Source organism: Vibrio sp. Of14-4 (genome assembly GCF_022347625.1).
Classification (GTDB): domain Bacteria; phylum Pseudomonadota; class Gammaproteobacteria; order Enterobacterales; family Vibrionaceae; genus Vibrio; species Vibrio pristinus.
Map to the genome: position 1 here is coordinate 74,042 of NZ_JAKRGI010000006.1, position 21,063 is coordinate 95,104.

Sequence of the window (21,063 nt, forward strand, 5' to 3'; positions counted from 1 at the left end):
CTAATGCCTGCGCATTAAGCCGTTTTATCACAAATTACTCTCAGACTCTTTAGATTTTTTTAAAGACCAAAGAGCCGTTTGTTCCACCAAAACCAAATGAGTTACAAATCGCATAATCTGAACTGATTGGCTTAGCAGTATGTGGGACAAGGTCAATGTCCTCTAGCCCCTCTTCACAATCATCTAAGTTAATCGTAGGCGGCACCATTTGATCAACTAAAGCCATGATAGTAATGATGGCTTCAACAGAACCTGCGGCACCTAAAAGATGACCTGTCATAGACTTAGTAGAAGACACTTTTACTTGTTTTGTGCCTTCTTCGCCTAGCGCGCGGCGAATACCTTTGGCTTCTGCGACATCACCGGCAGGTGTAGAGGTGCCATGAGCGTTGACATAGCCAACTTGGGTACCTGTGATACCAGCATCACGCATTGCAGCTTCCATCGCCAGAGCACCACCAGAACCGTCCTCACTTGGAGAGGTCATATGGTAGGCATCGCCAGACATACCGAAACCAACAAGCTCAGCATAAATTTTGGCACCTCGAGCTTTGGCATGCTCATATTCTTCAAGCACAATCACACCAGCACCGTCGCCTAAAACAAAACCATCACGCTCTTTATCCCAAGGACGCGATGCTTTCTCCGGTTCGTCGTTACGAGTAGATAGCGCTTTAGCAGCACCAAACCCTGCCATTCCCAGCGGAGTCGAAGCTTTCTCTGCTCCACCTGCGACCATAGCATCAGCATCACCGTAAGCAATCATACGAGCAGCATGGCCGATGTTGTGAAGACCAGTGGTGCATGCTGTTGAAATAGCGATATTAGGACCACGAAGGCCACGCATGATCGATAGGTTTCCAGCAACCATATTAACTATGGTTGACGGGACAAAGAAAGGACTGACTTTTCGCGGCCCTTTTTCGACCAGAGCGGTATGACCCGCTTCGATAAGGTCAAGCCCACCGATACCTGAGCCTATAGCCACACCAACGCGAGCTGCGTTGTCATGATTAATTTCTAAGCCTGAGTCATCAAGAGCTTGAATACCAGCTGCGATGCCGTATTGGATAAACAAATCCATCTTACGGGCATCTTTCTTTGACATGTATTCTGTGCAGTCAAAACCTTTCACTAATCCCGCAAAGCGAGTTGAAAAGTTTTCTGTATCAAAGTGCTCGATATTAACTATACCACTTTGACCTTCTAGCAGGGCTTTCCACGATGATTCTACTGTGTTGCCGACCGGTGACAACATACCCATGCCAGTGACAACAACACGACGCTTGGACACGATTCTATTCTCCGGAATTGATATGATTCTATGAAAGGTATAGAAGAGTTAAAAAGAACACAGGCGGCCAGAAGGCCGCCTGGGAGAGATATTACTGAGCGCTGTTTACGTAGTCGATTGCAGCTTGAACAGTTGTGATCTTCTCAGCTTCTTCATCTGGAATCTCAGTGTCAAATTCTTCTTCTAGAGCCATTACTAGTTCAACAGTGTCTAGAGAATCAGCACCTAGATCGTCAACGAAAGAAGCTTCATTTTTTACTTCTGCTTCGTCTACACCTAGCTGTTCAACAATGATTTTCTTTACGCGTTCTTCGATGTTGCTCATTTTTCTTTTCCTTTACAGATTTCGCTCAATGCGATGGTTCCGTAGTTTATTCGAACTATTGAAAGTTGCAAGGGGGTACTTGCTGGTCAAACCACAAATTTCGCGATTTTTACCGAAATTCAATACATTTTTGACTTATATCATGCACAAATCTTGCGCACATAGATGCGACACATCACAAACTATAGGCTATTTTCCTACAGTAAATAACCAAATTCGTTCAGCTTAGCATCAAACCATATACATGCCGCCATTAACGTGCAAAGTTTCGCCCGTAATATACGCAGCTTCTGGAGATGCAAGAAAAACAACTGCTGACGCAATTTCTTTAGGATCTCCAAGACGACCTGCAGGAACATTAGATAAAGTGGTTGCTCTTTGCTCGTCATTAAGCGCTTTTGTCATATCGGTTTCAATAAAACCCGGAGCAACCGTATTTACAGTCACACCACGAGATGCAACCTCACGTGCCATGGACTTAGTAAAACCTATCACTCCTGCTTTAGCAGCTGCATAATTAGCTTGTCCAGCATTACCCATTGTACCGACAACCGAGCCGACATTAATGATACGACCGGAGCGCTTTTTCATCATGCCACGAAGTACTGCTTTTGACATGCGGTAAATCGGCGTTAAGTTGGTATCAATGATGTCATTCCACTCGTCATCTTTCATGCGCATCAGCAAGTTATCGCGAGTGATACCAGCATTGTTCACTAAAATATCGATGGCACCAAATTCATCATTGATATTTTTTAGAGTTGCTTCAATTGATTCGACATTGGTCACATTCAGGGCAAGACCCTTACCTTTGTCTGCCAAATAGTCACTAATAGCCGCTGCTCCATTTTCAGAAGTTGCAGTACCAATCACTGTCGCTCCCCTTTCAGCCAGAAGCTCGGCGATAGCACGACCAATACCACGGCTCGCACCTGTCACCAAAGCAACCTTGCCTTCAAGATTCATCATAATTGCTATTCCTCAAATATTTACTTAACCGCGTCAAGTGATGCTAAATCATTAACCGCTGCACCGCTGAGCGTTTTAACAATTCTTTTTGTCAGGCCAGTCAATACTTTACCTGGGCCAAGTTCAAACAGTTTTTCTACACCTTGATCACTCATATGCTGCACACTTTCAGTCCAGCGAACTGGGCTGTAGAGTTGACGAACCAGTGCCTCTTTAATTTTTGCTGGATCCGTTTCTGCAGTCACATCGACATTATTGATAACGGGCAACTGAGGCACATTGAATTCGATTTCCTCAAGCGCAATAGCGAGTTTGTCTGCCGCTGGTTTCATTAGTGCACAATGAGATGGCACAGAGACTGGCAAAGGCAATGCCCTTTTAGCGCCGGCTTCTTTACATAGTGCTCCAGCTCTCTCGACAGCTTCTTTACTGCCCGCAATTACAACTTGACCAGGCGAATTGTAGTTCACCGGAGAAACAACTTCCCCTTGGGCTGCTGCTTCACATGCTTTCGCAATAGATTCATCGTCAAGACCTATGATGGCAGACATTGCGCCTGTACCAGCTGGCACCGCTTCTTGCATTAACTGTCCACGCAATTCAACCAATTTAATGGCCTGCTTGAAATCAATAACACCAGCGCAAACCAAAGCTGAATATTCACCCAAGCTATGGCCTGCGATACAACTTGGCTGCTCCAAACCTAATTCTTGCCATACTCTCCAGATCGCTACTGAAGAAGCCAGCAAGGCAGGCTGAGTACGAAACGTTTGGTTCAAATCTTCTGCTGGGCCATCTTGCACTAGAGACCACAGATCATAACCTAACGCCTCAGAAGCTTCTGCGAATGTGTTTCTTATTACATCATACCGCTCGCCAAGCTCAGCAAGCATACCAACAGCTTGTGAACCTTGACCTGGAAAAACGATAGCAAAATTGCTCATTCTATTTACCTTTAAAAAGTAACAAACAAACGATGCCTATTTCTAGAGACTATTTTGCACACCACTTTTGAGCTGGCAAAAAGGGAAACTCTAGACATCAAAAAACTTAGAAAATATACGCTAGCTTAGAATTTAACTAACGCAGAACCCCACGTGAAACCACCACCGAAAGCCTCAAGCAAAAGCGTTTGACCTCGTTGGATTCGACCATCTCGAACCGCTTCGTCCAGAGCCGTCGGAACTGTTGCTGCAGAGGTATTACCATGCTTATCAAGGGTAATGACTACTTGATCAAGGGACATAGACAACTTTTTAGCCGTCGCAGATATAATCCGGTAATTCGCTTGATGAGGCACAAGCCAGTCTAGTTCAGATTTGTGCATATTGTTGGCTGCTAGTGTATCTTTGACCAACTTTGAGAGCTGAGTAACCGCGACTTTAAACACTTCGTTACCCGCCATGTGCAGCCATTTGTCTGCATCTTTTCCACGTTCAGGTACTTCTAAGCTCAATAGCTCTCCAAAACGACCATCGGAATAAATGTGCGTGGATAATATCCCTGGCTCTTCACTAGCTCCAACAACAACAGCCCCAGCACCATCACCAAACAAAATGATTGTTGAACGATCGGTGGGATCGCATGTTTTCGACAAGGTATCAGAACCTATAACCAAAACATTTTTACACATACCCGTTTTAATATGCTGATCAGCAACAGACAAAGCGTAAATAAAACCAGAGCAAGCTGCTGCAATGTCAAACGCTGGGCAACCTGAAACACCTAGCTTAGCTTGCACCTGACACGCAGACGATGGGAAGGTGTGGCTACTACTGGTTGTGGCGACAATGATAAGATCAATATCATCGGTTTGAATTCCCGCCATTTCAATAGCATGCTGTGCCGCGATAGCGCCCATATCCGCAACCGTTTCATTCTCAGCAGCAATACGTCTCTCTCGTATCCCGGTACGAGTTACGATCCAATCATCACTTGTATCTACCATTTTCTCTAAATCTGCGTTAGAACGCACCTGAGATGGCAGGTAGCTGCCAGTACCTAAAATTTTGCTATACATGAAGACTAATAATGCCTCTCGAGTAAAACCGCTTCCAAACGATCGCTAATACGGCTTGGTACTTGTCGTTTGACCTCGTGTAATGCTTCGCCAATTGCATTGACAAGAGCTTCTACATCAGCACTTCCATGGCTTTTTATTACAATGCCGCGCAATCCTAACAAACTTGCGCCGTTATACTGGTCGGGGTTCAGCGTTTTCAGATCATTAAACAACCCAGAAAATAACTTTCTTGTGATCCAACCCTTTATCGATGAGGCCATCATACTCGACCTCAGCTTGTTGATAAATATCTGCGCCGTACCTTCACAAGCTTTAAGGCAAACATTACCGACAAAACCATCGCAAACGACCACATCAGCCACATCACTAAGGAGTTGGTTACCTTCAATATAGCCAATGTAATTAATCGAGTTGGTTTGAGAGAGCATCTCAGCACAGCGTTTTACTAAGTCGTTCCCTTTAATTTCTTCTGCACCTATATTGAGAATGGCGACGCGAGGAGGACGCTCTAAGTATTGTTCAGCGAGGGCGCTTCCCATAATAGCGAATTGAAATAAGGAGTCTGCGTCACTGGAGACATTAGCGCCAAGATCTAACATCCAAGTATTAGCACCTGACACAGTAGGAAGCGCAGAAATCAGTGCCGGACGATCTATCCCAGGTAAAAGTTTGAGTTTAAAACGCGACAGCGCCATCAAAGCCCCAGTATTACCACAGCTCACACATGCATCCGCTTCGTGCTTCGCGACAGCATCGATGGATTGAGACATCGAAGTACCATCACTATTTCTTAACGCTAAAGAAGGTTTTTCCGTATTAGAAATGACTCGGTCGCTATGCTGAACCACCAAGCGTGAATTGGACTGATAACCAAGTAAAGACAGTTGTTCAGCGATCTGGATACGATCGCCTATGAGTATCACTTTTAGCTCAGGGAAATGCGACAATGCCTGCACGGCGGCAGGCACTGTAACGCGAGGACCGAAATCCCCGCCCATTGCATCAAGTGCAACGGTTATATTAGGCAAAGGTCAACCTTACTTGTTGATAACCTTTTTGCCACGGTAGTAACCTTCAGCAGTTACGTTGTGGCGCAGGTGTGTTTCACCTGAAGTCGCATCTACAGATAGCGCGGCTGTGTTTAGGGCATCGTGAGAACGACGCATGCCACGCTTAGAACGTGATTTCTTGCTCTTTTGTACGGCCATTGACCCTACTCCTATGTTAACGCTTAAAGAACTAATTCTTTAAGTTTTTTAAAACATCGAATGGATTCGGCTTTTCTTCCACAATTTCTTCTGGAATTTCACCAAATACCAAATTGTCTGATTGAACGCTACAATCCGCATCTTCATGCTTGGCAATTTGAGGTAAGTTTAGAATGAACTCGTCTTCAACTAACTGTATCAAGTCTATTTCACCGTACTCGTTCAGATCTACCAAATCGTACTCTTCCGGTGCATTTTCTTCACTTTGTTCACCTTTGTAAGGTGTGTAAGTGAATTCTACTTCGCATTCATGAGCGAAGTTCTCGTTACAGCGTTGACACTCTAAATCAACTTCGATGTTAGCTTTACCAGAGATAACAACAAGTCGCTGTTCATCTAACTCAAATGACAATGACACTTGAGCGTCGCGTTTAACGCCTTCAACTGATTCGAATAAGCGCTTAAAAAGGCTGACTTGGATGATACCATCGTAGTCTAAGCGTTTCTGGGCAGCTCTAGCCGGATCAACTGTTCGCGGTATTTTTACCTTTTGCATAGGGCGCGAATTCTATCTTCCTATTCATTTTTAGTCAAAGGAAAAGGGCAAAAAGTTATAGTTTTTTTCATTGCTATCAAAACACCAGAGACGAGAAGTACAATATGTTTTAATCTTTTCGCATCTGGTTAAAACTAAATTGTAATAACAAAATATGGCAAATTTCCAACTTATTCTCGCCTCCACCTCCAAATACAGGCAGCAACTTATCGCTAAGTTATCGGTTCCTTTTATCACAGCGTCACCTGATTGTGATGAAACTCCTAATGAAAACGAAAGCCCCGAATGCCTCGTAAAACGACTCGCTAAAACTAAAGCAGAATCTTGCACTGTCACCCAACCCAGCCTAGTGATCGGCAGCGATCAAGTGTGTGTCATTAACGGTGAAATTATCGGCAAACCTCACAACCGCCAAACGGCGATTGAACAGTTAAGTCGCCAAAGCGGAAAAGTCATCCAGTTTTTTACAGGCCTAGCCATTTACAATAGCACCAGTAAACAATCTCATGTCCACCTAGATACTTTCTGTGTTCACTTTCGAGAACTTACGCAAGCCCAGATTGAATATTATGTCGATACTGAAAAACCTTATGACTGTGCGGGGAGCTTTAAAAGTGAGGGATTAGGGATAGCCTTGTTCAAAAAGCTGGAAGGCAAAGACCCAAATACGCTAATTGGACTGCCACTAATTGACTTGGTCGACATGTTATATAAACAAGGCATGGACGTATTAACGCCCTAAAACAATTAGAATCTCAAACTAGTAGCCCGCAGTATGCAGGCTACTTATTTCATGTAAGTTGACGTAAGCTAATCAGTACTCTAGAGAGTTTCTCTTCCATTGGCGCATCAACCTCCATCCACTGTTCATTCGATGGGTGCTGAAATTTGATATTCGCAGCATGAAGAAACAACCTATCTAAGCCTACTTGAGACATATAAACGTCAAACCTTCTGTCGCCATAACGGTCATCCCAAGCGATTGGGTGACCAGTATATTGAGTATGAACTCGAATCTGGTGCGTTCGCCCTGTAATTGGACTGGCTTGAACAAGCGTGGCTTGAGAAAACTTTTCAATAATTTTGAATCGCGTTTCTGAAGGTTTTCCTTGAGCGTTAACTCGCACTATGCTGTTGACCTCGTTTTTCAACAATGGCGCTGTCACTTTTTTACAACTCGACTTCCATTGCCCCATGACTAGGGCAAAATAGTACTTTTGCACTGTTTTAGCACGAAACTGCGCCTGAAGATGACGAAGTGCTGACCGCTTTTTAGCAACCAGTAATAATCCTGAGGTGTCCCGATCAATACGGTGCACTAACTCAAGAAAACGTGATTGAGGCCTAAGCGCTCGCAGTGCTTCAATTGCTCCAAATTTAAGTCCACTTCCACCATGAACAGCCGTTCCTGAGGGTTTATTGAGAACGAGGATATGGTCATCTTCGTAGATAATTAGATGTTCAAGCTCTGCCACCTTATTAAGCTTTGTGTTTAGTGGTTGTGACTCTTCCTGCTTTTCTTCAATGGTGACTGGAGGAATACGGACTATATCTCCTGCTTGAAGTTTATATTCCGCCTTAATTCGCTTTTTGTTCACGCGAACTTCCCCTTTGCGCAAGATTCTGTAAACCATGCTCTTGGGAAGATTTTTAAGTTGGTTACGTAAAAAGTTATCGATACGTTGACCAGCCATGTCTTCATCAATATCGACAAACTGGACTTGGGTTCTAATTTCACTCATCTAGGCATTCTATCACTGAGGCGACGGTAAATTCACGTTTTCTGAGTACTAAATTGCTCAGTCCCTTTTAAGGCTGATTTTATTGAGGCTGAGCTTAAAAACTAGTCATAATAATTATTGCTTTAGCAAGAAAATCTCATTTTCATTAAAAATCAGTATCTTAAAAATATATAAAATAGGTTTTTTAACCTTTTGTGGTAAAGCAGATTGCTGAGTTTAGTGGGTACTGCTATAGTTCACACCTGCAATGGATGCTTAGGTTCTATTTTACAAAACCTAATCATTATTGAGCAAGATATTGAGTAGCGGCTATTTTACCGAAATGCAGCATATGGCGTAAGACATTTTGAGAATTAGTCAAGATTGTTGCCCTACTCAGAACTCTTTCATGTTGAGTATTATCCGCCACAATATGCGGCTTACAGGCAAAGCGTTTGTGAGGCTGATGTGCCCAAAGAGCACCCCTCCAGCCGGGAGGCTGCACAGATTTAGCCATGGGGTCAGGCACCTTGAAAGAAGCTTAAAGGCAACAAAGCCATAGAATGACAACGAGATTTATTAATGAAAAGAATGTTAATTAACGCAACTCAGAAAGAAGAGTTGCGTGTTGCTTTGGTCGACGGTCAAAGGTTGTATGACTTAGATATCGAAAGTCCAGGGCACGAATCAAAGAAAGCAAATATATACAAAGGTCGTATCACGCGCATTGAGCCAAGTTTGGAAGCCGCGTTTGTCGACTACGGCGCAGAAAGACACGGCTTTCTGCCCCTCAAAGAAATCGCACGTGAATACTTTCCAGAAGGCTACACCTACCAAGGTCGTCCTAGCATAAAAGAAGTGCTAACCGAAGGCCAAGAGGTCATTGTTCAGGTAGAAAAAGAAGAGCGAGGAAGCAAAGGGGCAGCCCTAACAACATTTGTTTCCCTTGCTGGTAGCTATCTTGTTCTAATGCCGAACAATCCCAGAGCTGGCGGTATATCTCGTCGCATCGAAGGCGATGAGCGGACTCAACTTAAAGCAGCTTTGAGCACTCTAGACCTTCCTCAAGGTATGGGCCTTATCGTTCGTACTGCTGGTGTTGGAAAGAGTGCTGAAGAGCTAGAGTGGGATCTCAATGTCCTTCTCAACCATTGGGGGGCGATTAAGCAAGCTTCTGATGCTCATCCTGCACCTTTGCTTATACATCAAGAGAGCAACGTCATCGTGCGCGCTATCCGAGACTATCTACGCCGTGATATTGGTGAGATATTAATAGATAGTAATACTATTTATGAGCGTGCTCTAGACCATATCCGACTGGTGCGTCCTGACTTTGTCAATCGAGTTAAAAAATACGATGGTGAAGTCCCTCTGTTTAGTCACTACCAAATCGAAAGTCAGATAGAATCGGCTTTTCAAAGGGAAGTTCGACTTCCTTCTGGCGGATCAATAGTCATCGATCCGACCGAAGCACTTACCTCTATTGATATCAACTCTGCTCGCGCGACTAAGGGCGGAGATATCGAAGAAACAGCACTAAATACCAACCTTGAAGCAGCGGAAGAAATCGCACGCCAACTGCGTCTTCGTGATCTTGGTGGTCTAGTCGTCATTGACTTCATTGACATGACACCTGTTCGTCATCAGCGTGAAGTAGAAAATCGCCTTCGTGATTCCGTTAGACTGGATCGTGCACGCGTTCAAATCGGCAGAATTTCACGCTTTGGACTGTTAGAGATGTCGCGCCAGCGCCTAAGTCCATCTCTTGCAGAAGCAAGCCATCATATCTGTCCTCGTTGTAGTGGTACAGGTGTCGTACGTGACAATGAATCCTTAGCACTATCTGTTCTTCGTCTAATCGAAGAGGAAGCACTTAAAGACAACACAGCCCAAGTACTTGCCGTTGTTCCTGTCCCAATAGCGTCTTATCTTCTCAATGAAAAGCGTCGCTCTGTAAACCATATCGAGCGTATTCAAGAAGTGAAAATAACGGTTGTTCCTAATTCAGATATGGAAACACCACACTTTGACGTGATTCGTGTTCGCGAGGGAGAAGAGTTTGACCTTCTGTCTTATTTACTTCCAAGTAAATTGGAAGCAATTAAAGAGGCAGAAAGTAAAGAATCGACAGAAACTGACGCAAGACCAAGAAAACTTGAGGAGCCGGCATTAAAAGGCTTCGCAGCACCGTCTCAGTCCGCACCTGTGCCAAAGCCGTCATCAAAGACGCCCAAAAAAGTACAGTCCGGAACTAACCAGCCAGGTCTAGTGACTCGATTTATTAAGGCTGTAGGACAATTCTTATTTGGTTCTCCAGAAGAAAAAAGTGAGTCAGACGCCAAGCAGGCGAGACCTCCACAGAAAGACGCTCAACGCAACAATCGCAACCGTCGTAACCGTAACAACGATCAGCGTCGACGTAATGGTCGAGATAATCGTAAAGAATTGCGTGATGACAAACGCGAAAGCCGTCATAGCAAACAGAATGAAGAGTTTAATACCGACGTAAAAGCATCTTCTACTGAGCGCAAGCAACAAAATCGTAAACCCAAGCAGGAACGTCGTAACAAACAACGTGACGATACTAATGCAACCAAGGTCGCTGAAGAAGGCCTAAAGCTCGCCGCTGAAGCACAAAGCGAAGAAAAGCCTAAGCGTGAAGAGAAAACGGCCAAGATTAAAGAACGTCGTCAACGTCGCAAGTTAAGTAAGCAAGTCCGAGTCAAAGACCAAAAAGCTCAGTCTGTTGCGGCTGAAGAAGTGAAAGAAGTTCAAGCAGTCACTACTCAAGAGACAGCTTTGGAGCACAGCGATGCAACATCAGTTGAAGAGGTAGAACAACCAAAGCAACGCCGTAATCGTCGTTCGCCACGCCATCTAAGAGCGAGTGGTCAACGCAGAAGACGGGGCCGTGATCGTCGTCCTAACCCATTTAGGCTTCGTAAAGGTGGTGTGGCATCACCTGAAATGGCGATGGGTAAAGTGATGCCAAGTTATGGTATTAGTAAGCCGCAACCAAAACAGGTCGATAAACAAGCTACTAGCACACCACTAGAGAAAATTGGCGGCGTGTTGTGTCCTGAAATGGCGATGGGTAAAGTGATTATTAGCAGTAACACTCCAGTGCAGGCTGACCTACAACCGACAGTTTCCACACAAGTTACAACTCAAGTAGACGCCGTATCTACAGGTAGTAAAGTTGATGATATATCTATTGAATCACCTATTACGACACCGAGCCCTGAAGAGGTTAAAACACCCTCATTAGAGGAAAAAGCTCACTCTGAGATTGTTTTGCCTAAAGCGTTTAAAGGCCATGCCTCTGCACCTATGGCAAAGGCTCCTGGCGGGACTGAGATGAAAGAAATAACTGTCATCGCAGCTCCCTTCCGCGAACGCAGATACCTGTCTAAAGGTGCAGGTAGCCAAGTTGCTCGCAATCAATCCAGTGCAAAAATGGCTCGACCTCAGCGTTAACCACTAGTGACAGCATGTATCAATCAGCCCCTTAACTGGGGCTGTTTTTTTGATTATTACAAAACAATAATGATATTAGACAAACTGGTATTAGCTCTTACAGTTAACGTTTGATTCATTATTGAACTTAATCACACTTTTAGGTAGCATGCACCCGTCTAATTTATAGCTTTTTCTTAATTTTCAATGCTCTTTTTCTGCTTATTTTGCTTTTATGAAAACTGAGTCAGAGCCTATACTTTTATCTATTAATTTATCGTTATCTTGCTATCCGGATAACGTTTACTAAAACTGAGCAAACATGTTTGAATTTCCACAATTTTCAAAACACTCTGTAAAAAATGATGTGTTATCCGGTTTGACCGTTGCACTTGCATTAGTCCCTGAAGCGGTTGCTTTTGCTTTCGTTGCTGGTGTCGATCCTATGGTTGGACTCTATGCGGCCTTTATTGTTGGGTTAGTTACCTCTGTTTTTGGTGGTCGTCCAGGTATGATTTCCGGAGCAACTGGCGCAATGGCTGTGGTTATGGTGTCTCTGGTCGCTTCTCATGGAGTACAGTACTTATTTGCAGCTATTATGCTAGCGGGTCTTCTTCAAGTAACAGCTGGCATATTTAAGTTGGGCAAATTTATTCGTATCGTCCCTCATCCCGTGATGATAGGGTTTGTTAATGGCCTAGCTATTGTGATCTTCCTGGCTCAACTAGGCCAGTTTAAAGTTCCCGATGTTACTGGCGCCCTGACCTGGCTTCCGCAAGATCAAATGATGCTAATGCTAGGCTTAGTTGCTCTAACCATGGCCATCATTCACTTTTTACCTAAGTTCACAACCGCGGTCCCTTCTTCACTGGTCGCTATAGTTAGCGTCACGGCATTGGTTGTTGGTTTGGATTTAGAGACAAGAACTGTGGTTGATTTTCTGAGGACCATGTCAGGCAATGATCAAGCAACATTGGCTGGCTCGCTGCCTACATTCGCATTACCTATGATCCCCATGACGCTTGAAACGCTTCAAATCATTCTCCCATATGCCATTATTCTTGCAGCAATCGGGCTGATTGAGTCTCTTTTGACACTCACTGTACTGGATGAAATGACTAATACACGAGGCCAGTCAAACAGAGAATGTGTCGGTCAGGGCATGGCGAATATTACCTGTTCTGTATTTGGCGCCATGGGCGGGTGTGCCATGATTGGGCAATCAATGATTAACGTCAACTCTGGAGGACGTGGTCGCCTTTCTGGCATTGTCGCGGCTATTGCCCTACTGATGTTTATTTTATTTGCATCAGCGCTTATCGAGATGATTCCTCTCGCGGCTCTTGTGGGCGTTATGTTTATGGTAGTGATTGGCACCTTTGAATGGGCAACTTTCAAACTCGCTCGCCGAGTTCCAAAACAGGATTTCTTCGTTATCGTACTTGTTACTGTCGTTACTGTATTAACTGATCTCGCAATCGCTGTTGGTGTGGGTGTTATTGCGTCAGCGCTAATGTTTGCTTGGCAACATGCAAAACACATATACGCCGACACAAAAATAAATGATGAAGGCTCCAAAGAGTACAAGATTCACGGGCCAATCTTCTTTGGTTCAACCGCCAACTTTCTCGAGTTATTCGACGCTCAAAACGACCCCACAGATGTTATTGTTGACTTTGCTGATTCAAGAGTAACCGATCATTCAGCGATCGAGGCGATCGAGACACTTGCGGAAAGATATTCATCAGTCGGGAAGACACTTCATTTACGTCACCTAAGCCCAGACTGTCGAAAACTACTCGACAAAGCAGGAAGCTTAGTCGAAATCAACGTTAAAGAAGATCCGAGCTATAAAGTCGCTACTGATGTACTAGCTGGTTAGAAAATAGCCCAACTGGGTGCTTTCAGTTGAAAGCACCCTATATCACTATCTACAATAATTTATTTAGCTTTTCACCAAGCAAATCTAAGCGCCACCCTTGCATCACATCAGGTAACTGTTGTGGATCACGGTTTTTCTTCCACACCCATGAAATCAATTGATTGAGCTGTTTCTTAGATGCTAAGAATTCCGTTGCTAAACCGGAAGATTGAGACACTTTTTTTACTTCATCTTTAAGCGCTTTGAACTTATGTTTGTATCTCGGCAAATCCATTAAGCGCTCTATCCTATCAGGATAGTCCGTCGTCGATTGCATCTGAGCTGCTTTGACAATGGAGATAATACGCGCGCTATGGCGTTCAACAGAGCGGCTATCTAGCCCTTCATCTTCCATACTTTGTTTACTCTGCAAACCCAGCTTAGCAATCGAAAGTAAGTCTTGCTCCTTGAATATGAAGTTCAAAGCTAAATCGCGACGTATCGCCTCTTTATATCGCCAAGCAGCGAGAGGTTTCAAGATGGCGAGCTCTTGGGGTTTTAATTGCCAAGCACCTTTTACATCGAGATAAACATTGTCAGGGTCTACTTTTTTGATTCTTTTATTAGAAAGCAGTTCGCTTTCTTGTTGAGCAGCGTGCCACCACCCCGACTGGCTCACCGCCTCAAGTAATTTTTCATACAGAGGAAATAAATAAAACACGTCAGCCGCCGCATATTCGAGCTGCTTACTTGTCAAAGGTCTCGCCAACCAATCGGTACGAGATTCACTTTTATCAAGAGAAATGTCTAAATACGATTCAACCAAAGCTGCAAAACCAGTCGACAAACCATGCCCTAGAAATGCCGCCATAATCTGGGTATCGATCATTGGGACTGGTAAGCATTTGAAACTATTATTGAAAACTTCCAGATCTTCCCCACAAGCATGTAGTATCTTAAGCACAGATGTGTCTTGTAAAAGACCAATAAACGCCGACATATCATCAATAGCTGTAGGGTCGATTAAGGAAAGGTGTTCACCATCATACAACTGAATGAGGCCAAGTTGCGGGTAAAAAGTGCGTGTTCTTACAAACTCAGTATCCAACATGACTGAGCTTGATTTTCTTGCTCTTTGACATACTGAATCTAACTGCTCCGATTGGGTAATGATCTGATAATTCACAAAACTCTCACTGTGAGTAATAAGGCAAGTTAGACATGTTTTTAAAATATCAACATACCTTAGGATCGATAAAGAAAAATGCCGACTCATGTAGCCGGCGTTCTTTATCACTGGGTATCTACTTATTTATATTTTACCCTTTTATGGGTGAGATATCCGATAAGTATTTGGTTCTCTTTGTATTTAAATCTAGCTGACTTTGTCGAGTTTTGCATCATTCTCTTCCCGCAGCACACGTCTTAGTATTTTTCCAACGTTTGTTTTGGGTAACTCATCTTTAAACTCGACCAGCTTAGGTATTTTATATCCCGTCATATGCTGACGACAATGAGCAATGACTTCATCTTTGGTTAAGCTAGGATCGCGTTTAACTACATAAACCTTTACTACCTCTCCAGACACGTCATGCGGTTGACCGATAGCGGCGACTTCCAAAACTTTGCCATGCAAGGCAACAACATCCTCAATTTCATTAGGATATACATTGAAACCAGAGACCAAAATCATGTCTTTCTTGCGATCAACAATATGGATTAACCCTTTATCATCAAACCTGACAATATCACCTGTTGAAAGCCAGCCATCGCCATTAATCACTTCCTTAGTCGCTTCAGGTCTCTGCCAATAACCTTGCATCACCTGAGGACCTCTAACTTGAAGTTCACCTACCTGAGTGTTAGGCAGTACCTTGCCTTGTTCATCAATAATACGAACTTCTGTTGAAGGCACAGGTAGACCAATTGCTCCGGTATATTCCCCCGCATCGTATGGGTTTACCGTAACTAAAGGTGAACACTCTGTAAGGCCATAACCCTCTAGCAGACAGACTCCAGTGGTTTTCTTCCACTGTTCAGCGACAGCTTTCTGCACAGCCATACCACCACCAATTGCTAATTTTAGTTGGCTGAAGTCAAGTTCATGGAAGTCTTCATCATTGACTAGAGCATTAAACAAGGTATTAACACCTGTTATTGCTGTAAAACGATTTTTCTTCAGCTCTCTGACAAAACCAGGGATATCTCTCGGGTTGGTAATTAAGAGATTACTGCCTCCTAATTCAAGGAAAAATAAGCAATTTACTGTTAGGGCAAAAACATGATATAGCGGAAGCGCTGTAACAATTGACTCTCTGCCTTCTATTAGCACAGGTCCATACATGGCTTTAGCCTGCATGACATTAGCAATCATATTGCTGTGGGTTAAAATAGCACCTTTGGCCACTCCAGTCGTACCACCTGTATACTGCAAAAACGCAATATCATCCCCTGACATAAAAGGCTTAACATATTGTAGGCGGCGCCCTTTTTGTAACGTCTTACGCATTGAAATTACGCCGGGCAAGTTATATTTGGGTACCATCCCCTTAACGTACTTAACCACAAAGTCAACCAAAGTTCCTTTAGCTCTGGGGAGCATTTGGCCTAGACTGGTTAATACAACATGCTTAACAGAAGTTTTCTCTACCACCTGCTCCAGCGTGTGAGCAAAATTAGATACAATAACAATCGCTTTCGCTTCTGAGTCATTAAGTTGGTGCTCTAGCTCTCGCGGTGTATATAGAGGATTGACATTGACTGCAATAAGACCCGCACGCAAAACTCCAAACAAAGCCACTGGATACTGCAAAAGGTTAGGCATCATCAAAGCAACTCGATCGCCTTTCTGTAACTTCAGTTCATTTTGCAAGTACGCTGCAAAGGCACGACTACGTTCTTCCAATTTACGGAAAGTCATCACCGAGCCCATATTTGTAAACGCTGGCTGATCAGCAAATTTCTGTACTGACTGCTCAAACATTTCAACTAGAGACGGGTAATGATCTGGATTGATGTGCTCTGGCACATCGCTAGGATAACGAGACAACCAAGGTTTATCCACGACAATACTCCTTGAAGTAAGTGGGCTGTTATCAATCTAACGCCATATATATTCTAATCGGCCCGTATTACAACACAGCCACATAACTAGGGCACGAAAGGCTCGGCTACTAATTTAAATTCTGTTAACCAAAGCAAAAATTAGACTAGATACTCTAGATGAGGATTCTAAATGACAGTGATGGCCACCTTCAACGGTCGTGACCTCAACACAACTCTTTTCTCCCTCTAGTTCCTGACGTAGGTATGGGAAACCATTTTTACCCAATACAACTAAATGAGGACACTCTATATTTTCTCTTATCGACTGCGCGTGTTGAGGAGACATACGATAGAGAGACTGGCCTTGCAACTTTTCATCATGCCGCCATAGCCAGCCTTCTGGTACTTGCTTAAGCCCTCGTTGCACTATTGGGCTAATGAGGTTTGAAGAAATTCGATTGATCTTAGCCCGTACTTCAACGGCATCATCTAACGAAGAAAATGGTCGACTCACTCTGCTGCGAACTTTTAGCCTATGCAGTATACCTTCCCTAAGGCGTGAGACAGAATTCTCACTATTCTCGGACAAGGGACCGCGTCCTTCGATCTCAACAAGCGCACTCACTTGCTCTGGAAAAGCCGCACTATAACAACTTGCAATCAAAGCACCAAGCGAATGACCGACTAATATCAGTTTCTTGGGTGATAAATTTAATAAAAATTGATAAACGTCATCAATATAATCATGGAATGGATAAAAGTTGTTACCCGATTTATGGCTAGATTGACCATGACCAAGCAGGTCAATGGCACATAGATGAAGAGTCGGTTCTAATCCATGTAGCTCTTTCATAACGGATTCAAAACTGGCAGCGTTGTCGAGCCAGCCATGTATAAACACGATGGAACAATCAGCACAGTGACTGTAACCATACTCAACTGCACTAATGTATCCCTCTGCAAGGGAGTATCGTGTATTTCGAAAATTCATTTAACTTCTTGTATCACAATACCTTGTCGTGTACCGCGAGTGATTTCACGGCAATAGAGACTGCGACAAGAATAATTATAAGGGCCAAAGTCATTATGCATGATCACTCGCTCTTCAATTTTCCATAAATGGTAGCTTTTCACCTTCATCACAGGAAATTCATAGCTATAGTTACCTACGGGTGCAGTTTCTTTATGGTCACTATCTCCAAGTAACGTAATCAAACGCCCTTCGGACAGCTTTACAGGGTCAGCAAAGCCTTGAATGTAAGCGACAAAACGCCCTTGTGGCTCTTGATTGATATCCGGTTTACCACTTGAGCCTATCGGTAAGTTAACCACCTCGACTCTGGTTGTGTCTTTTAAGTTAGTTACATGAGCAATCACTCCACCCAAGCGAAGTTCCTGAGTGACATCCAATGATTCTCTCCAGTTTGAGTAACTGGTCTGTACATTAGGATTAGTCGATACCAAGTCTTCCGGTAAAGTACTACAAGCACTCAGTGCGATAATAAGAAGTGTGAGTACAGAACATTTAAATACGTTTGATTGCATAGGGAGCCTTTTGAATCAGTTAAATATAAAGGTCAACGCCTAAAAGCTGCGACAGCTCTTCGCGCTTTGTTTGGTTCATCACATTCATATACTCTGCCAGGGCTTTTCTTCCATGTCCTTCAGGAAGATCGTACTGAAGTTGTGCGTTATGGATATCTGACTCGTCAACACGACGGATAGAATGCGCAACGGCGCTGGCCACTTTACTTGGCTGATCAACGGGTGTTTTACTGTGTGATTTTTTTACTCCATCTTTTTTTCCAGTTTTATTGGCTTTATTTGGCCCTGGAAGGGATGGAGGTAATCCATTGATAGAAACCATACTCTCCCCGTGTTAAATCCTCTTATTCTCTACCAGGCAGCTTCTTCCATGCTACTTTATCACGTAAGTAAACCGGACTGGCTTCTTCAACTGTTTCCACATTGCCCTTTTCAAATTCAAACTTGGCCAACACAACAATATCTTCAGCATCTGGGTACAGAATATTACCCGTCACAATATCGAATTGAACAGTATCCAACGACTCTTTATAAGCCTCCCAACCTGTGCCAGCTGTAACCCAAGATATATCATCGGTTCGACTATTATCAGCAACTACAGCAGGAGGGCTCACAGCCTCGTCATCGACAGAAGCCCAAGTGCCATCTTCTTGACGCATAAAACGCCCCCAATACACTTCACTCATTCGAGCGTCAATTGCACAGGCTACATGCGTTGCGCCCATATTACGGTAACTACCTTGAGCCATCGCTTGTAATGTGGAGATACCAATCATAGGAAGCTCAGCTCCAAACGCTAAACCCTGTGCAATACCAATGCCAATACGGACTCCAGTAAAGCTACCTGGACCCCGACCAAATGCCAACGCGTCCAACTCATTCAAGCTAAGACCCGCTTCTTTCAATACTTCGTCCACCATAGGTAGAATTTTCTTCGTATGATCTCGAGGTGCAACTTCTCTACGTACGTACACACGATCATTAACAAGTAATGCAACAGAGCAATTTTCAGTTGCTGTATCTAAGGCAAGAATTTTTGCGCTCATTGAATTCTCTAACTATCTGTTTTTTTATTTAATTTGTGCAAGAAAATCTTGCACGACTGCCAAATCTCGAGTTCTGGGAATTGGCGGTAAACTGGCAAGAAAAACTCCACCATAATCCCGAGTGACCAGCCTGTTATCACAAATGATCAGCACGCCTTTATCTGTTTTATCCCTAATTAAACGCCCCACTCCCTGTTTCAAGGTGATGACAGCGTCTGGCAGTTGAACCTGTGAAAATGGCTGCCCCCCTTTTAACTGACAGTCCTCAATTCTTGCTTTAAGTAGAGGATCATCAGGTGCTGTAAAAGGCAACTTGTCGATAATAACACAGCTGAGGGCATCACCTCTAACATCAATACCTTCCCAAAATGCGCCTGTTGCAACCAGTAAGGCGTTCCCCAGTTCCATAAACTCACTGAGAGTTTTTTGTTTACTGGTTTCTCCTTGCATTAGCACAGGGATTGATAAGCTATTGCGAAACCTTTCAACCAATTCCTTCATCATATTATGAGACGTACAAAGGAAGAAGCATCGACCCTGATTCTTTTCAATCACTGGCCCTAACATAGACGCTAACTTATCCGCCATATTAGGACTATTTGGTTCAGGTAAGTAGCGAGGAACGCACAACTTTGCTTGAGTGTGATAATCAAACGGACTAGCCAAGGCTAACTCAGTATCAGCCTTAATACCAAGCCTAGAGGTAAAGTGTCCAAAGTCTCCGTTTACCCCTAAAGTTGCAGAGGTGAAAATCCAAGCACCTTTTGTTTGTGTAATCTGCTCTTGAAACTTATCAGCGACCGACAAAGGAGTGATATGCAAGCTAAAATGGCGCGGTGTTGTCTCATACCAATATGAGTATCCAGTAATGGAAACATCACACAATCTAACTAGGCGAGCGTGTATCACGCTAGCTCTCTCATACGCTGTGTCAAGGAGCTGACTGCGACCAAGTGCTAATTTTAGTACTTCGATACAAAACTCAAGCGTCTCACGCAAACGCTCAAGATCCCTTTTAATTGCAGCAGACTGTATCGCCTCGCGCCAATTACCTCTATAACCAGGTTCCCCCAACGCAACCCTGAGATCCATTGCACCTTGTAGCAATTTCTCCCCAACTTTTTGTAACTGACGCATGTCTTTAGCTTCAGTGCGATAAGCGATTTCAATATCTTTAGATAATTCTTGGATCTGTCGACTAGACAATGATTGGCCAAAATATTGACTGGCAATATCAGGTAACTGGTGTGCCTCATCAAAAATAAAAACTTCAGCTTCGGGAATAAGCTCACCAAATCCAGTTTCCTTTATCGCTAAATCAGCCAAGAAGAGATGATGATTGACCACAACTACATCGGCATCCATGGCTTTTTTACGAGCTTTGAGAACAAAACAGTCTTGATAGCTGGGGCAGTCTTTTCCCAAACAGTTATCATTGGTTGAAGTGATTATGGAAATTACGGGGCTATCTTCAGCAATATCACTGCATTCACCCAGATCACCACTTTTTGTTTCACTCGACCAAGACCTCACTTTAACCAATTGGCTAAGAAGGTTAGTGTCTGTTCCCTCTCCATGGCTTTCGACCATCTGCCGACTTAAACGATCAAGACATAAATAGTTTGAACGGCCTTTTAACAGAGCAACTCGCCCGCCAAAACCGAGAGCATCAGTCACTAGGGGTAAATCACGGTGAAACAGTTGCTCTTGGAGGTTTTTTGACCCTGTACTGATGATGGTCTTTTTTCCACTTTGCAGCGCTGGAATAAGGTAAGCAAAAGTCTTTCCCGTTCCTGTGCCCGCTTCAATAACCACTTGCTGACTGGATTGAATCGCAGTGGAAACGGCTTCAGCCATCTGTAACTGGGCTTTTCGAGGTTGAAAGCCCTTAATTACTTTACCTAAAGCACCTTCAGCTGAAAAAATTTTTGAAATCATCAAGTAGGAATGTGAATCTGAGATTGGGTAAAAACCGATTATGTCAGGTTAAAGCTCGGGATGCGAATATAAATAG

20 protein-coding genes are annotated in these 21,063 nt (G+C 43.7%); 3 read left to right on the plus strand and 17 right to left on the minus strand.

What is annotated here, in order from left to right; genetic code table 11:
• Window positions 1-49: 49 nt before the first annotated feature.
• From fabF to yceD, 8 genes are all read right to left on the minus strand, one after another.
• Window positions 50-1,294, minus strand: a complete 1,245-nt coding sequence (gene fabF, locus MHN79_RS08005; protein WP_239172451.1) for a beta-ketoacyl-ACP synthase II — start codon at window positions 1,292-1,294, stop codon at window positions 50-52.
• Between the two features lie 91 nt (window positions 1,295-1,385).
• Entirely contained in the window at window positions 1,386-1,619 is a 234-nt protein-coding gene (gene acpP / locus MHN79_RS08010; protein WP_004406112.1) for an acyl carrier protein, read from the minus strand.
• A 231-nt stretch (window positions 1,620-1,850) separates the two neighbouring features.
• A complete protein-coding gene (gene fabG, locus MHN79_RS08015; protein ID WP_160930209.1) occupies window positions 1,851-2,585 on the minus strand; it encodes a 3-oxoacyl-ACP reductase FabG in 735 nt (244 codons plus the stop codon).
• A gap of 23 nt (window positions 2,586-2,608) precedes the next feature.
• Window positions 2,609-3,532 carry an ACP S-malonyltransferase gene (fabD, locus tag MHN79_RS08020; RefSeq protein ID WP_239172452.1) on the minus strand — a complete coding sequence of 308 codons (924 nt, stop codon included), beginning with the start codon at window positions 3,530-3,532 and terminating at the stop codon, window positions 2,609-2,611.
• A 125-nt stretch (window positions 3,533-3,657) separates the two neighbouring features.
• Window positions 3,658-4,608, minus strand: a complete 951-nt coding sequence (locus MHN79_RS08025) for a beta-ketoacyl-ACP synthase III (RefSeq protein WP_160930045.1) — start codon at window positions 4,606-4,608, stop codon at window positions 3,658-3,660.
• Between the two features lie 5 nt (window positions 4,609-4,613).
• Window positions 4,614-5,639, minus strand: a complete 1,026-nt coding sequence (gene plsX / locus MHN79_RS08030) for a phosphate acyltransferase PlsX (protein WP_239172453.1) — start codon at window positions 5,637-5,639, stop codon at window positions 4,614-4,616.
• 9 nt (window positions 5,640-5,648) lie between these two features.
• A complete protein-coding gene (rpmF, locus tag MHN79_RS08035; protein WP_114787253.1) occupies window positions 5,649-5,819 on the minus strand; it encodes a 50S ribosomal protein L32 in 171 nt (56 codons plus the stop codon).
• 31 nt (window positions 5,820-5,850) lie between these two features.
• A complete protein-coding gene (yceD, locus tag MHN79_RS08040) occupies window positions 5,851-6,375 on the minus strand; it encodes a 23S rRNA accumulation protein YceD (protein WP_152430835.1) in 525 nt (174 codons plus the stop codon).
• A 154-nt stretch (window positions 6,376-6,529) separates the two neighbouring features.
• On the opposite strand from yceD, the gene MHN79_RS08045 reads away from it, so the two are divergent.
• Window positions 6,530-7,117, plus strand: coding sequence for a Maf family protein (locus MHN79_RS08045; RefSeq protein WP_239172454.1), 588 nt, complete (start codon window positions 6,530-6,532; stop codon window positions 7,115-7,117).
• Between the two features lie 49 nt (window positions 7,118-7,166).
• Here the strand turns inward: MHN79_RS08045 and rluC are convergent, their stop codons facing one another.
• Window positions 7,167-8,117 carry a 23S rRNA pseudouridine(955/2504/2580) synthase RluC gene (gene rluC, locus MHN79_RS08050; RefSeq protein WP_239172455.1) on the minus strand — a complete coding sequence of 317 codons (951 nt, stop codon included), beginning with the start codon at window positions 8,115-8,117 and terminating at the stop codon, window positions 7,167-7,169.
• Window positions 8,118-8,400: 283 nt separating this feature from the next.
• Window positions 8,401-8,613: a hypothetical protein gene (locus MHN79_RS08055; protein WP_239172456.1), complete on the minus strand. Its 213-nt coding sequence runs from the start codon at window positions 8,611-8,613 to the stop codon at window positions 8,401-8,403.
• 65 nt (window positions 8,614-8,678) lie between these two features.
• On the opposite strand from MHN79_RS08055, the gene rne reads away from it, so the two are divergent.
• Both rne and MHN79_RS08065 read left to right on the plus strand, forming a co-directional pair.
• A complete protein-coding gene (gene rne / locus MHN79_RS08060; RefSeq protein WP_239172457.1) occupies window positions 8,679-11,573 on the plus strand; it encodes a ribonuclease E in 2,895 nt (964 codons plus the stop codon).
• Between the two features lie 301 nt (window positions 11,574-11,874).
• Window positions 11,875-13,434: a SulP family inorganic anion transporter gene (locus MHN79_RS08065; RefSeq protein ID WP_239172458.1), complete on the plus strand. Its 1,560-nt coding sequence runs from the start codon at window positions 11,875-11,877 to the stop codon at window positions 13,432-13,434.
• A gap of 49 nt (window positions 13,435-13,483) precedes the next feature.
• Here the strand turns inward: MHN79_RS08065 and rnd are convergent, their stop codons facing one another.
• The 7 genes from rnd to MHN79_RS08100 form a co-directional block, all read right to left on the minus strand.
• Window positions 13,484-14,599 (minus strand): ribonuclease D, encoded by a 1,116-nt coding sequence (gene rnd, locus MHN79_RS08070; RefSeq protein ID WP_239172459.1) that lies wholly within the window; start codon window positions 14,597-14,599, stop codon window positions 13,484-13,486.
• Between the two features lie 189 nt (window positions 14,600-14,788).
• A complete protein-coding gene (gene fadD, locus MHN79_RS08075; protein WP_239172460.1) occupies window positions 14,789-16,477 on the minus strand; it encodes a long-chain-fatty-acid--CoA ligase FadD in 1,689 nt (562 codons plus the stop codon).
• 114 nt (window positions 16,478-16,591) lie between these two features.
• Window positions 16,592-17,449 (minus strand): alpha/beta hydrolase, encoded by an 858-nt coding sequence (locus MHN79_RS08080; RefSeq protein ID WP_239172461.1) that lies wholly within the window; start codon window positions 17,447-17,449, stop codon window positions 16,592-16,594.
• Complete coding sequence (locus tag MHN79_RS08085; RefSeq protein ID WP_239172462.1) at window positions 17,446-18,003, minus strand: Slp family lipoprotein; 558 nt, start codon at window positions 18,001-18,003, stop codon at window positions 17,446-17,448. Before MHN79_RS08085 ends, MHN79_RS08080 begins: the two co-directional genes overlap by 4 nt.
• Window positions 18,004-18,022: 19 nt before the next feature.
• A complete protein-coding gene (locus MHN79_RS08090) occupies window positions 18,023-18,325 on the minus strand; it encodes a chromosome partitioning protein ParA (protein ID WP_239172463.1) in 303 nt (100 codons plus the stop codon).
• A 22-nt stretch (window positions 18,326-18,347) separates the two neighbouring features.
• On the minus strand, window positions 18,348-19,049 hold the full coding sequence (gene tsaB, locus MHN79_RS08095; protein ID WP_239172464.1) for a tRNA (adenosine(37)-N6)-threonylcarbamoyltransferase complex dimerization subunit type 1 TsaB: 702 nt from the start codon (window positions 19,047-19,049) through the stop codon (window positions 18,348-18,350).
• A 24-nt stretch (window positions 19,050-19,073) separates the two neighbouring features.
• On the minus strand, window positions 19,074-20,987 hold the full coding sequence (locus MHN79_RS08100; RefSeq protein ID WP_239172465.1) for an ATP-dependent DNA helicase: 1,914 nt from the start codon (window positions 20,985-20,987) through the stop codon (window positions 19,074-19,076).
• Window positions 20,988-21,063: the final 76 nt, after the last annotated feature.